The organism is Dietzia sp. B44 (genome assembly GCF_014145245.1).
GTDB classification, from domain to species: domain Bacteria; phylum Actinomycetota; class Actinomycetes; order Mycobacteriales; family Mycobacteriaceae; genus Dietzia; species Dietzia natronolimnaea.
Genome location: NZ_JAALEF010000195.1, coordinates 1 through 13,224, shown reverse-complemented (window position 1 = coordinate 13,224; position 13,224 = coordinate 1). Strand labels below are relative to the sequence as shown.

Below are 13,224 nucleotides of genomic sequence, written 5' to 3'. Positions count from 1 at the left end.
TGAGCCGGTCAACGCGGTCGCCTCCCTCTACAGCTCGACGCCGCTGCGGGCCGACGCCGGCATCCTCATGATCGGCGAGCGCACCAACGCCAACGGGTCCAAGCGGTTCCGGGACGCGATGCTCGCCGCCGACTGGGACACCTGCATGGACATCGCCAAGGAGCAGATGCGGGACGGGGCGCAGATGATCGACCTCTGCGTGGACTACGTCGGCCGGGACGGCTCGGGGGACATGGCCGAGTTGGCCGGACGGCTGTCGACCTCCTCGACCCTGCCGATCATGCTCGACTCGACCGAACCCGAGGTCATCCGGACGGGCCTGGAGCACCTCGGCGGACGGTGCACGGTCAACTCGGTCAACTACGAGGACGGGGCCGGACCGGACTCGCGATTCCAGAGGATCATGGAACTGGTCTCGCGCCACGGCGCCGCGGTGGTCGGGCTGGCCATCGACGAGGAGGGCCAGGCGCGCACGGCGGACCGCAAGGTCGAGATCGCGGAGCGGATCATCGCCGACCTCACGGAGAACTGGGGGATCGCCGAGGACGACATCATCATCGACTGCCTGACCTTCCCCATCTCCACCGGCCAGGAGGAGGTGCGACGGGACGGGATCGAGACCATCGAGGCCATTCGCAGGCTCACCCGATCGCACCCGAGAATCCACACCACGTTGGGACTGTCCAACATCTCGTTCGGCCTCAATCCCGCCGCGCGCCAGGTGCTCAACTCCGTGTTCCTGCACGAGTGCATCCAGGTCGGCCTGGACACCGCGATCGCGCACAGCTCCAAGATCCTGCCCATGAGCAAGATCGACGATCGCCAGCGGGAGGTCGCGCTCGACCTCGTCTACGACCGCCGCAAGGAGGGGTACGACCCGCTCCAGGTGTTCATGGAGCTCTTCGACGGTGTGTCCACCGCGAGCACCAAGGACGCGAGAGCGGCCGAGCTCGCCGCGATGCCGCTCATGGACCGCTTGTCGGCGCGGATCGTCGACGGCGAGCGCAAGGGCCTCGAAGCCGATCTCGACGCGGCGATGCAGGAGATCCCCCCGCTCGAGATCATCAACACCCACCTGCTCAGTGGCATGAAGACGGTCGGCGAACTGTTCGGTTCGGGCCAGATGCAGCTGCCGTTCGTCCTGCAGTCTGCCGAGACCATGAAGACCGCTGTCGCCCATCTGGAACCCCACATGGAGGCGAGCGACGAGGACGGCAAGGGCCGCATCGTCCTGGCGACGGTCAAGGGCGACGTCCACGACATCGGCAAGAACCTGGTGGACATCATCCTGTCCAACAACGGGTACGACGTGGTCAACATCGGCATCAAGCAGCCGATCGCGGACATCATCTCGGCGGCCCGGGAGCACAAGGCCGACGTGATCGGCATGTCCGGCCTCCTGGTCAAGTCCACCGTGGTGATGAAGGACAACCTCGCGGAGCTCAACTCCGAGGGCATCGCCGGCGACTTCCCGGTCCTGCTGGGTGGTGCCGCCCTGACGCGCGCCTACGTCGAGGTGGACCTCGCCGGGATGTACGAGGGCGACGTGTTCTACGCCCGCGACGCGTTCGAGGGACTGCGCCTGATGGACGAGGTGATGGCGGCCAAGCGGACCGGCGTCCCCATGTCCGAGTCCTCGGACGCGTCGGCCAAGGCCGCCGAACGGCGCGAGCGCCGGGCCCGCAGCGAGCGGATCGCCGCCAAACGGGCCGCCGAGGCCGAGCCCGTCGTCGTCCCGGCGAGGTCGGACGTCGCGGCGGACCAGCCGATCGCCACCCCGCCCTTCTGGGGCACACGGATCGCCAAGGGCATCCCCGTCGCCGACTACGTCGGTCACCTCGACGAGCGTGCGCTGTTCTTCGGGCAGTGGGGACTTCGCGGGACGCGCAGCGGGGACGGCCCCGATTACGACGAGCTGGTCGCCACCGAGGGTCGGCCGCGCATGCGTTCATGGATCGACCGTCTCACCACCGAGAGGATCCTGGCCCACTCCGCTGTGGTCTACGGGTACTTCCCGGCCTACTCCGACGGCGAGGACATCTGTGTGCTGGCCGAGCCTCGTCCGGACGCGGAGGTGCTGCACCGGATCTCCTTCCCCCGCCAACAGCGGGGACGGTTCCTGAGCATCCCGGATTTCCTGGCCTCCAAGGAGCGTTGCGAGGCCGAGGGAACCGTCGACGTCCTGCCCTTCCAGCTCGTCACCATGGGGACCCCGATCGCGGACTTCGCCAACGAGCTGTTCGCGGCGGACAACTACCGCGACTACCTCGAGGTCCACGGCCTGTCGGTCCAGCTCACCGAGGCGCTGGCCGAGTTCTGGCACCGGCGGGTGCGCGACGAACTGCGCCTGCCCGAGGGCGCTGTCTCGGACGAGGACCCCGACACCATTCACGACTACTTCGACCTCAAGTACCGGGGAGCCCGCTACAGCTTCGGTTACGGCGCGTGCCCGGACCTGGAGTCCCGCAAGGTCGTGGTGGACCTGCTGGAGCCGGAGCGAATCGGGGTCGAGCTGTCGGAGGAACTGCAGCTGCATCCCGAGCAGTCCACGGATGCGTTCGTGCTCTACCACCCGGAGGCCAAGTACTTCAACGTCTGACCAGGGCACCGCACTGCTAACACCTTGTGATGCCCGGTCGATGAACAGAGAGAGACCAACTCGGCGACAGTCCACCGAGAGCGCCGGCGAGGAGCCAGATATGACCACCTTCCGTCGATCAGCCGCCCTGACCTGTGTGGCGAGCCTTCTCGCCGGAGGGGCAGCCGTGGCACTCGCGCCTGCGGCCTCGGCCCAGGTGTGGCACCCCTCGCCGGCCTGGGACGTCCGTATGCCGTACCCGCTGGGCGGCGAGCACACCATTCGCTTCGGCGCCTTCACCACCTGCAAGCTGGGCGGAGACGAGCGCTTCCACCAGGCACTGAGCGCGAACGCCAGGGACCTCGACCAGCCCGTCGGCTCGTTCGACTTCTCGGCAACCCTCTTCCCGTTCAACTCCGCCACCGTGGAGTGGCACAACATCGATACCGACGCGAGGGGCGTGCGCACGGTCCAGTCGACCGGACCCGAAGTGGGCGTCGGCGGGGTGTTCACCGGACACGGACGGCTGGCGGTCACCATCACCACCAGTAGGTCCGCCCTACCCACCTTCGCCCCCGGGTCGGTCGCACCGTTCGCCTCCGCAACCCACACCGAACGATTCCTCGTTTCTGCGGGGAACTGCCACTGAACGGCGGTTGACGGAGGAACCAACGGGGCCGGTCACGGTACCCCCGGTGGCCCGTCGTCCGGTAGACAGTAGCCCGTGACCAGCATTTCGTACTCCCGTCTCCCCGCCGCCGTGTGTCTCGACATGGACGGCACGCTCGTCGACACCGAGCGATTGTGGGACATCGCCGTCTACGAGCTCGCCGAGTACCTGGGCCGTCCGCTCGACGAGGCGACCCGCGAGCGGACCCTGGGCAACTCGCTCCCCGGGTTCTTCGCGATCCTGGGCGAGTACACCGGGCGCACCATCGAGGGCGCCGAGTTCGATCGACTGGCCCTCCGGCTCAACTCACGGGTCACCGAGCTGATGCGGTCCGATATGCGGTGGCGGCCGGGGGCCGAGGAGCTGCTGGAGGACCTCGCCTCGGCCAACGCCCCGGTCGCCCTGGTGACCAACACGACCGCAGACGTCGCGGCGGTGCCGCTGGAGTTCATCGACCGTTCGCGGTTCGATGTGGTGGTGACGGGGTGCATGGTGGCCGACCCCAAGCCGGCACCCGACCCCTACCTGCTGGCGTGCTCGCGGCTCGGGGTCGAGGCCACCACCGCCGTGGCGGTCGAGGACTCGGTCACCGGCGCCACCTCGGCGGTCGCCGCGGGATGCCGGGTCCTGTACGTCCCGTCGACCGACGGACAACCGGACGTGGTCGGGGCACACACCCACCCGAGCCTCACGGGCGTGAACGCGTCCGGTCTCGTCGCCCTCACCTCGGGCACGCCCGTGGCTGCGGCTGTGGGACAATCGGGCGCGTGAAGACCTTCGACTCCCTGTTCGCCGAGCTGTCCGAGCGCATCGCCGCGCGACCCGAGGGCTCCGGCACCGTCGCCGCCTTCGACAAGGGCGTGCACCATCTCGGCAAGAAGGTCAACGAAGAGGCGGGCGAGGTGTGGATCGCCGCCGAGTACCAGTCGGACGAGGAGCTGGCCGAGGAAATCTCGCAGCTCCTCTACTGGACCCAGGTCATGATGCTCAAGCGCGGACTCAGTCTCGAGGACGTCTACCGGCATCTCTGACCGCCACCCCGACCACCCCTCCCGCACCGAATACTGGAGCCGCCATCATGCTGCGTGTCGCAGTGCCCAACAAGGGCGCCCTGTCCGAGTCCGCCTCCGAGATGCTGTCCGAGGCGGGGTACCGCCGGCGGACCGAGGGCAGCAAGGACCTCACACTGATCGACCGTGAGAACGACGTCGAGTTCTTCTTCCTGCGACCCAAGGACATCGCCGTCTACGTGGGCTCGGGGCGACTCGAGCTGGGGATCACCGGCAGGGACCTGAGCATGGACTCGATGGCGGAGGTCGACGAGCTGCTCGACCTGGGCTTCGGACACTCCACCTTCCGCTACGCCGGCCCCTCCGGTGCCGGGTGGACCACGGACCGTCTGGCGGGGGCCCGAATCGCGACGTCGTACCCCAACATCGTCCGCCGCGATCTCGAACAGCGGGGGATCGAAGCGGAGGTCATCCGGCTGGACGGCGCGGTGGAGATCTCCATCCAGCTCGGGGTGGCGGACTGCATCGCCGACGTGGTGGGTTCGGGTCGGACGCTCAAGGTGCACGGCCTGGAGGCGTTCGGCGACGTCCTGTGCGACTCGATGGGTGTGCTGATCTCCCGTGCCGGCGCCGAGACGACCCCTGCGATGGCACAGATGAGGGCCCGCCTGCAGGGCGTCGTGTTTGCCCAGCAGTACATGATGTTGGACTACGACTGCCCCAAGGAGCTCCTGGAGTCGGTCTCGGCCATCACCCCTGGCATCGAGTCACCCACCGTCTCCCCGATGGCCGATCCTGCCTGGGTGGCGGTCCGGTCGATGGTGCCCCGCAAGAAGGTCAACTCGATCATGGACGAGCTCGTCGCGGCCGGCGCCAAGGCGGTCATCGCCACGGACATCCGGTCCTGCCGCATGGGGTGACGCCCCGCTGTCCGGGGGGTGTGGAGGCGTGCGGCACGCCTGGACACCCTGTCGGCTCAGGCCCGCTCGACGAGCAGAGCCTGCAGCGTGTGGCCGATGGCTCCCACCTCGTCGTACAGGGTCCCGGACGTGGCCCCGACGCCGTCGGGGCCGATCGACGCGTCCGCGGTGACCCCGATCCACTCGCCGACGGGCCGCCGGTGCAGGTGGGTGACCAGATCGGTGTTGAGGAACCGCCATTCGTCGGGTTCGAGAACGGCCCCGACGCCGTTCGCGATGTCGGCCACCGACATGACCCGTTCCGCCGGAGTCATCTCCTCCCCGGAGACCAGGGGGAGGGTGGGACGGGCCCAGACGACCCCGTCGCCCGCACCGCGGATCTCCAGCGAGTCGATGTAGCCACTGGTCCACCGGTCGAAGAAGCCGCTGTCGCGATCCACCTCCGGGAGCTCGCGCGGACGGTCGGCCGACTGCTCGACCTCGGCGGTGTCGCCGACGGCCATCCGCCAGGCACTCGCCCGGGCGACGATCCGACCCCCCGCTTCCAGTTCCGACTCCAGCAGCTGGATCCGGCGACCGGGACGGACGACGCGGGCCCGGGTACGGACCTCGCCCAGCGGCACCGGGCCCAGCAGGTCCACCGTGACCCGGGCGATCCTCGTCGTCTCCGTCCGCTCGAGGCGATCCATGGCGCGGGTGAGGACGGCCGAGGGCGGAGACCCGTGCTGCAGATCCGGGCCCCAGGCGCTCACCGTGTGCGGGGTCGCCCGGAACACTTCCCAGCCGTCATCCGTGCCCAACGGCTCGAAGTAGGCCTGCGTCATCATGTGCTCCTCGGTCCGGCGTGTCCCGCATCGGGCGTCCCCGGATCGAGAGGTATCACGCGACGCCCCGGCCATCCCGGGTACTCCGGCGGGGTACCCCCGAACGCCGGGCACAACGCCTGGTGGTTGCACCAGTCGCACAGCCGGGAGGTGCGCGGGGGGAAGATCCCGGACTCACCCGCCCGCTCTATCTCCGCCCACAGTGAGTCGAGCTCGGTCTCGGTCTCCACGAGCGTGGCGAGATCGGGGGAGAGGGTCAGCCAGCTGCCGTTCCTGAGATAGATCAGCTTGAGTTGTGCCGGCATCACCCCGTGGATCTGCTGGTACATCAGGGCGTAGAACCGCATCTGGAACATCGCCTGAGTCTGGTAACGCGGATGTGGTGGCTTACCCGTCTTGTAGTCGACCACCCTGACCTCACCGGTCGGCGCCACGTCGACCCGGTCCAGGTACCCGTGGAGCGGGGTACCGGACGCGGTCGAGGTGACGAGGTACTGCTCACACGCGGCGGGGGAGAAGCGCCGGGGATCCTCGACACCGTAGAGCGCGGACACCAACGCGGCGACCTCCGTCTGGAACTCCGCCCGGTCGGAGAGCGGCACCACCTCGGCGCCGCCGCCGACCGCGTAGAAGTGCTCCACCGCGGCGGGGACCAGCTCCGCGGCGCGCTCCGGGGCGCGCTCCGACTGCTCCAGTGCGTACAGGTCCTCGAGCACCGAGTGGACGACGGTACCCAGGACCTGGGCGCGGGTCTTCGGCTCCGGGATCCGGTCGATCGCCTTGAGCCGGTAGAGCAGCGGGCACTGCCGGAAGTCCGCCGCCCGCGACGCCGACAACGCCAGGGGCCTGCGCTCCGGCGGGGGCACGCCCTCCGGACCGGCCGGGGAGCCAGTGCGTCCGATTTCCAGGGGATCCGTCACACCTGGCAGGGTAGACAACCGGTCGGACAACCGGCCGCCGTCCCCTGGAGGTCCACTGTGCAGCGATCCGGCCCGTTCGTCATCGGCGACCGCGTCCAGCTCACCGACACCAAGGGACGCAAGTACACCGTCGTCCTGGTCGAGGGAGCCGAGTTCTTCACCCACCACGGCGCCGTCCGCCACGACGACCTGATCGGTACCCCGGAGGGGTCGATCGTCAGGTCGTCCGGGGATGCCGACTACCTGGCGCTACGTCCGCTGCTCACCGACTACGTCCTGTCGATGCCGCGCGGCGCCCAGGTCATCTACCCCAAGGACGCCGCACAGATCGTCCACGAGGGCGACGTGTTCCCCGGCGCACGGGTGCTCGAGGCGGGCGCGGGTTCCGGCGCCCTGACCTGTTCGCTGCTGCGTGCGGTGGGCCCCGGGGGCCGGGTGTTGTCGTACGAGATCCGCGAGGACCACGCCGAGCACGCCGAGCGCAACGTCCGGACCTTCTACGGCGAACACCCCGAGAACTGGGACCTGCGGGTCGCCGACCTGGCGGAGACGTCGGTCGAGGCCCTGGGCGGACAGGTCGACCGGGTGGTGCTGGACATGCTCGCGCCCTGGGAGTGCCTGCCCACGGTGAGCGACGTGCTGGTGCCCGGGGGGGTCCTGGTGGTGTACGTGGCCACCACCACCCAGATGTCGGACGTCGTGGAGGCGCTCCGGCGCCAGGAGTGCTGGACCGAACCCCGGGCGTGGGAGTCGATCAACCGCGGGTGGCACGTGGTGGGCCTGGCCGTCCGCCCCGAGCACCGCATCCAGGGCCACACCGCGTTCCTGGTCACCGCCCGTCGACTCGCGGAGGGCGTGACCACGCTCAAGCCCAGGCGCCGGGCCGGCAAGCACTGAGTTCGGCCCGAGGAGTCGCACTCACCCGCCCCTCACGCGGCCACTCACCCCGGCGATAGGGTGGAGGCGACGACGACGAGGGTGTCGTCCGAGAGTCGGAGGGCAGGTGATCGAGGTGACCGAGGGACGTTCCCCGGACGAGCGGGGCGGCGACAGCGTGACGCTGGACCGGGTCGAGCTCGCGCGGCTGCGCAGGGCGGTCGACGAGGGGGCCCGCACGGACCGCGAGAAGTCGGTCAAGATCGACGCCCTCGGCGCCCGCAACGTCAGGCTCGCCGAGCTCCTCAAGGACTCCCGTGATCAGCTGGAGGCCCTCAAGGGCGAGGTCGAGCGCCTCGGCACACCGCCCAGCACCTACGGGATCGTGCTGCAGGAACCGACGGACGCCGAGACCGCCGAGGTCATGGCCGCCGGTCGGCGGATGCGGCTCACTCTCGCGCCCGGGGTCGACGCCTCCGTCCTCTCGGCGGGGGCCACCGTCCGGCTCAACGAGGCCATGACCGTCATCGAGGCCTGCACCGGACTCCCGGTCACGGGCGTGACCGCCGTCTTCCGGGACGTCCTGGCCGACGGCGTGCGGGCCCGCGTGGTGATGGGCAACGACGAGGAGCACGTCGTGCATCTGGCGACCGGCCTGCGCGGCGGGCGGACCGCCGATCACCCGGCTCCGGTGCGCCCGGGCGACGCGGTCCTGGTGGACCCCAAGGCCGGCGTGGCGTTCGAGGTCGTGCCCAAGGCCGAGGTCGACGAGCTCCTGCTCGAGGAGATCCCGATGGTCGAGTACTCCGACATCGGCGGTCTCGGCCCCCAGATCGAGCAGATCCGTGACGCCATCGAACTGCCCTTCATCCATCACGACCTGTACCGCGAGTTCCATCTCTCCCCGCCCAAGGGCGTCCTCCTCTACGGCCCTCCCGGGTGCGGAAAGACCCTGATCGCCAAGGCGGTCGCGCACTCGCTGGCGCTGGCCTCCGCGAAGTCGCGCGGACAGGACGTCACCGACGGCCGGTACCCCAACTCGTACTTCCTCTCCATCAAGGGCCCGGAACTGCTCAACAAGTACGTGGGAGAGACCGAGCGACACATCCGGTCGATCTTCGAGCGGGCGCGGGAGAAGGCGACCGAGGGCAACCCGGTGATCGTCTTCTTCGACGAGATGGACTCGATCTTCCGCACCCGCGGGTCGGGCATCTCCTCGGACATGGAGACCACGATCGTCCCGCAGCTCCTCGCCGAGATCGACGGCGTGGAGGACCTGCGCAACGTCATCGTCATCGGTGCCTCCAACCGGGAGGACATGATCGACCCGGCGATCCTGCGACCGGGGCGTCTCGATCTCAAGATCCGCATCGACCGGCCGGACGCCGACGCCGCGGCCGACATCCTGGCCAAGTACATCACCCCCGACCTTCGTTTCGACCCGGACGAGGTCGGTTCGACCGATGGCGCCGAGCACGTCCGGGGTCTCATCTCGCGCATCGTCGACCGGCTCTACACCAGGGACGAGTCCACGACCTACGTCCATCTGGTCTACGCATCGGGCCGCCGGTCGTCCCTGTACCTCGCGGACCTGACCTCCGGGGCGATGCTGCGCAACATCGTGGACCGGGCCAAGAAGCTCGCGATCAAGGACATCGTGCACGGCACCGGGCAGGGTCTGACGACCGACGACTTCCTCGACGCCGTCGACGCGGAGTTCGCGGAGAACACCGACCTGCCCAACACCTCCAACCCGCAGGAGTGGGCGCGTCTGACGGGCGTCCGCGGTGAACGCGTGGTCGAGGTCACCGTCCCGAGCCGGGAGGACGACCGGTGACCCCGCCCGTCCGGACCACGTCCGGCGAGAGCATGCGTGGCCGGGTGATCGGGACCGAGATCGAGTTCGGGATAGTCGCGGTGGGCCAGCCGCTGCTCAGTTCGGTGGTCACCTCGACCCAGGTGGTCAAGGCCTACACCGACCCGAGTGAGGGTTCCGGGGCGACCGACGGGACCCGCTGGGACTACGGGTCCGAATCACCCCTCCGCGACGCCCGGGGGTTCGATCTCGGCTCCGCCCGCGCCTACGACCCCAGCGAGTTCGGGGTGACCAACCGGGTACTGACCAACGGCGCACGCTTCTACGTCGACCACGCGCACCCCGAGTACTCGTCGCCCGAGGTGGACTCGCCGATCGACGCCGTGATCTGGGACAAGGCGGGGGAACGGATCATGCACCGGGCCGGCCGCGAGTCGTCCGCCGTCGAGGGCAACGCCGAGCTCAAGCTCTACAAGAACAACGTCGACGGCAAGGGCGCGTCCTACGGCGCCCACGAGAACTACCTCGTGCGTCGCGACGTCGACTTCGACGCCCTGACGATGAGCCTGGCGCCGCATCTGCTCTCCCGCCAGGTGTACTGCGGGGCCGGTCGCGTCGGCCTCGGCCAGTCCGGCGAGGAGGCGGGTTTCCAGCTCTCCCAGCGTGCCGACTACATCGAGGTCCTCACCGGACTCGAGACCACACTGCGCCGCGGGATCATCAACACCCGCGACGAGCCGCACGCCCCGGATGAGACATGGCGGCGTCTCCACGTCATCATCGGCGACGCGACCATGTCCGAGCTGGCCACGTACCTCAAGATCGGCACCACCTGCCTCGTGCTCGACGCGATCGAGGCCGGAGTCGACTTCTCCGACCTGGTCCCGGTCGACCCGGTCGAGGCGGTGCACATCATCAGCCACGACCCGACCCTCACCGCCACCGTCGCCCTGCCCGACGGACGGGAGTTCACGGGGATCGCCCTCCAGCGGGAGATCCTCGGCCGCGTCTCCGCGCTCGTCGGGGACGGCACGGGCCGTCCCGGATGGGCCGTCGAGGTCCTGGCCGAGTGGCGGGAGATCCTCGACGCGCTCGAGCAGAACCCGATGTCATGCGCCGACCGGCTCGACTGGCCGGCCAAACTCCGGCTCCTGGAGGGGTTCCGGACACGGGACTCGCTGGGATGGGACCACGCGCGACTCGCCCTCATTGACGTCCAGTACCACGACATCGACCCCGACCGCGGACTCTACAACCGTCTCGTGAGCAAGGGGGCCATGCGCAGACTGGTCACCGAGGCACAGGTGGAGGCCGCGATCACGACCCCTCCCGAGTCCACGCGGGCCTGGGCCAGGGGTCGCTTCCTGGCCGAGCTCGGCGACCGCATCCACGCCGCGGGATGGGATCACGTCGTCGTCGTCGATTCCCGCGGCGACCACCGTCACGTCGACCTGGCCGACCCGTACACGGGGACCCGGGCCCACTGCGACGCCCACCCGGACTTCCTCAGCCCCGACGGCCCGCCTGTCCACTGAGCACCCCGTCCACCCCGCCCACACCGACACAGGAGCAGCCCACACCATGTCCCAGATCCAGAAGAGCGCCGGCGGCGCAGGCGAGTCGGACGACGAGGCCGGGCAGGTCGCCAAGACCGCCCAGACCTCGTCCGCCGATTCCCTCCTCGACGAGATCGACGACATCCTCGAGACCAACGCCGAGGAGTTCGTGAAGTCCTACGTCCAGAAGGGCGGGCAGTAGACAGCCATGATCCGTCGCATCGTCGGGATCGAGACGGAGTTCGGGATCACCAGCGTCGGTGGCGAGGGCTCGCGATCGCTCGGGCCCGACGAGATCGCCCGGTACTTCTTCCGGCCCGTCGTCGAGCGGTGGCGCAGCTCGAACGTGTTCCTCGAGAACGGGTCCCGCCTCTACCTGGACGTCGGCTCCCATCCCGAGTACGCGACCGCGGAGTGCGACGGCCTGGAACAGATCGTGGCCCACGACAGGGCGGGGGAGCGGATCATCGACGATCTCGCCGTCCGTGCCGAGCAGTCGCTCGCGACCGAGGGGATCGATGCCAAGGTCTACCTGTTCAAGAACAACACCGATACGGTCGGGAACTCCTACGGGTCCCACGAGAACTACCTTCTGGACCGCTCGACCCAGGTCAGGAGCATGGCCACCACCCTGCTGCCGTTCCTGGTGAGCCGCCAACTGATCTGCGGCGCGGGCAAGATCCTGCCCGGGACCCCGGCCGGGGTGGGCGTCGCGGAGGACGAGGGTCCGACATTCTGCTTCTCCCAGCGCGCCGAACACATGTGGGACGGCGTCTCGTCGGCCACCACGCGTTCGCGGCCGCTCATCAACACCCGTGACGAGCCGCACGCGGACTCGACCCGGTTCAGGCGGATGCACGTGATCGTGGGCGACTCCAACATGATCGAGACCACGACACTGCTCAAGATCGCCAGCACCCGGCTCGTGCTGGAGATGCTCGAGGCCGGCGTCGAACTGCGTCCGATGGCGATCGCCCACCCGGTCCGCGCGATCAGGGAGATCAGCCGCGACCTCACCGGAACCCGGCCGGTCGGGCTCACCGACGGCACCACGATGACCGCCCTGGAGATCCAGCGGGAGTTCCTGGCCGCCGTCCACCGCCACCTCGCTCGCGGCGGGTGGGAGCGCGACGACCGCCCGGTCGTGGAGCGATGCGTGGCCCTGTGGGAACGGGTCCTCGACGCGGTCGAGTCCGGTGACCACGACGCGATCGCCGCGGACATCGACTGGGCCGCGAAGCTCCGGCTGATCCGACAGGTACAGGACCGGACCGGGGCCGACCTCGATCACCCCAGGCTCGCCCAGATCGACCTGACCTACCACGACATCCGACCGGGACGTGGGTTGCACTCGGTGCTCGAGCGCCGCGGCCTGGTCTCACGGGTCGTGGACGACCCCGAGATCGACAGGGCCCGGCACTCCGCGCCGGAGACCACCCGCGCGGCACTGCGAGGTCGATTCATCTCCGCGGCCGCCGGGGCCGGACGCGACTACACGGTGGACTGGGTGCATCTGAAGGTCGCCGACGGCACCCTGCCCACGGTCGCTCTCACCGACCCGTTCGCAGCGGAGGACCCGCGTGTCGACGACCTCATCGCCGCGCTCGGGCGATAGCGTCCTGCCCGTGTCCACCTCCAAGTCGCAACGACTGGTCAACCTCGTCATCTGCCTGCGGTCAACCAGCGCCTACCTGTCCGCGGGCGAGATCCGCAGGATGGTCCAGGGATACGACGACTGCGAGAACGAGGCCGCCTACCTGAGGATGTTCGAACGGGACAAGCGGGAACTCCGCGACGTCGGCGTCCCCCTCGAACAGGGAGCCTCACTCGCACCGGGGTCCCCGGCCGGGTACCGGATCCCCGCCCGGGGTTACGAGCTCCCGGAGATCACCCTCACCCCCGAACAGGCCGGCGTGTTGGCCGTGGCCTCGGAGGTCTGGCGCGAGGGGGAGCGGGCCGCACGGGCGGACGGCGCGCTGGCCAAGCTCACCGCCGCGGGTATCGACCCCGTCCACGACGCCGGCGCGACCGTGTCGGTGGAGGACCCGGCCGAA

At 69.4% G+C, this 13,224-nt stretch carries 13 protein-coding genes; 11 read left to right on the top strand and 2 right to left on the bottom strand.

The window, feature by feature from the left end; genetic code table 11:
* The 5 genes from metH to hisG form a co-directional block, all read left to right on the top strand.
* Nucleotides 1-2,599: methionine synthase (metH, locus tag G6017_RS07255; RefSeq protein ID WP_241731413.1), on the top strand; the 2,599-nt coding region annotated here is incomplete at its 5' end.
* 100 nt (nt 2,600-2,699) lie between these two features.
* Complete coding sequence (locus G6017_RS07250) at nt 2,700-3,227, top strand: hypothetical protein (protein WP_182616706.1); 528 nt, start codon at nt 2,700-2,702, stop codon at nt 3,225-3,227.
* 75 nt (nt 3,228-3,302) lie between these two features.
* Nucleotides 3,303-4,019, top strand: coding sequence for an HAD family hydrolase (locus G6017_RS07245; protein WP_182616704.1), 717 nt, complete (start codon nt 3,303-3,305; stop codon nt 4,017-4,019).
* On the top strand, nt 4,016-4,279 hold the full coding sequence (locus tag G6017_RS07240; RefSeq protein ID WP_182616702.1) for a phosphoribosyl-ATP diphosphatase: 264 nt from the start codon (nt 4,016-4,018) through the stop codon (nt 4,277-4,279). Before G6017_RS07245 ends, G6017_RS07240 begins: the two co-directional genes overlap by 4 nt.
* 47 nt (nt 4,280-4,326) lie before the next feature.
* The gene (hisG, locus tag G6017_RS07235; protein WP_182616700.1) at nt 4,327-5,178 is read left to right on the top strand and encodes an ATP phosphoribosyltransferase; all 852 of its coding nucleotides are present in this window, start codon (nt 4,327-4,329) and stop codon (nt 5,176-5,178) included.
* A gap of 56 nt (nt 5,179-5,234) precedes the next feature.
* On the opposite strand, the gene G6017_RS07230 is transcribed toward hisG, so the two are convergent.
* On the bottom strand, nt 5,235-6,002 hold the full coding sequence (locus tag G6017_RS07230) for a thioesterase family protein (RefSeq protein WP_182616718.1): 768 nt from the start codon (nt 6,000-6,002) through the stop codon (nt 5,235-5,237).
* On the bottom strand, nt 6,002-6,922 hold the full coding sequence (locus G6017_RS07225; protein ID WP_182616698.1) for a PD-(D/E)XK nuclease family protein: 921 nt from the start codon (nt 6,920-6,922) through the stop codon (nt 6,002-6,004). The genes G6017_RS07230 and G6017_RS07225 overlap by 1 nt, the downstream gene beginning before the upstream one ends.
* 57 nt (nt 6,923-6,979) lie before the next feature.
* Here G6017_RS07225 and G6017_RS07220 point away from each other — a divergent pair, with 57 nt between their 5' ends.
* From G6017_RS07220 to G6017_RS07195, 6 genes are all read left to right on the top strand, one after another.
* Nucleotides 6,980-7,819: a tRNA (adenine-N1)-methyltransferase gene (locus tag G6017_RS07220; RefSeq protein ID WP_179525267.1), complete on the top strand. Its 840-nt coding sequence runs from the start codon at nt 6,980-6,982 to the stop codon at nt 7,817-7,819.
* Nucleotides 7,820-7,934: 115 nt separating this feature from the next.
* The gene (arc, locus tag G6017_RS07215) at nt 7,935-9,635 is read left to right on the top strand and encodes a proteasome ATPase (RefSeq protein ID WP_182609556.1); all 1,701 of its coding nucleotides are present in this window, start codon (nt 7,935-7,937) and stop codon (nt 9,633-9,635) included.
* Nucleotides 9,636-9,667: 32 nt separating this feature from the next.
* Nucleotides 9,668-11,149 (top strand): depupylase/deamidase Dop, encoded by a 1,482-nt coding sequence (dop, locus tag G6017_RS07210; RefSeq protein ID WP_182616716.1) that lies wholly within the window; start codon nt 9,668-9,670, stop codon nt 11,147-11,149.
* A 46-nt stretch (nt 11,150-11,195) separates the two neighbouring features.
* Nucleotides 11,196-11,372: a ubiquitin-like protein Pup gene (locus G6017_RS07205; protein ID WP_017836742.1), complete on the top strand. Its 177-nt coding sequence runs from the start codon at nt 11,196-11,198 to the stop codon at nt 11,370-11,372.
* A gap of 6 nt (nt 11,373-11,378) precedes the next feature.
* Complete coding sequence (gene pafA / locus G6017_RS07200; protein ID WP_179525264.1) at nt 11,379-12,785, top strand: Pup--protein ligase; 1,407 nt, start codon at nt 11,379-11,381, stop codon at nt 12,783-12,785.
* A 10-nt stretch (nt 12,786-12,795) separates the two neighbouring features.
* Nucleotides 12,796-13,224, top strand: a 429-nt coding sequence (locus G6017_RS07195) for a helix-turn-helix transcriptional regulator (protein ID WP_524536255.1), incomplete at its 3' end; no start/stop codon positions are given.

What these genes read in the sequence shown, in the direction of transcription:
- G6017_RS07250 (WP_182616706.1), top strand. Translation starts at nt 2,700, where the DNA reads ATGACCACCTTCCGTCGATCAGCCGCCCTGACCTGTGTGGCGAGCCTT.
- hisG (WP_182616700.1), top strand. Translation starts at nt 4,327, where the DNA reads ATGCTGCGTGTCGCAGTGCCCAACAAGGGCGCCCTGTCCGAGTCCGCC.
- G6017_RS07230 (WP_182616718.1), bottom strand. Translation starts at nt 6,002, where the DNA reads ATGACGCAGGCCTACTTCGAGCCGTTGGGCACGGATGACGGCTGGGAA.
- dop (WP_182616716.1), top strand. Translation starts at nt 9,668, where the DNA reads ATGCGTGGCCGGGTGATCGGGACCGAGATCGAGTTCGGGATAGTCGCG.
- G6017_RS07205 (WP_017836742.1), top strand. Translation starts at nt 11,196, where the DNA reads ATGTCCCAGATCCAGAAGAGCGCCGGCGGCGCAGGCGAGTCGGACGAC.
- pafA (WP_179525264.1), top strand. Translation starts at nt 11,379, where the DNA reads ATGATCCGTCGCATCGTCGGGATCGAGACGGAGTTCGGGATCACCAGC.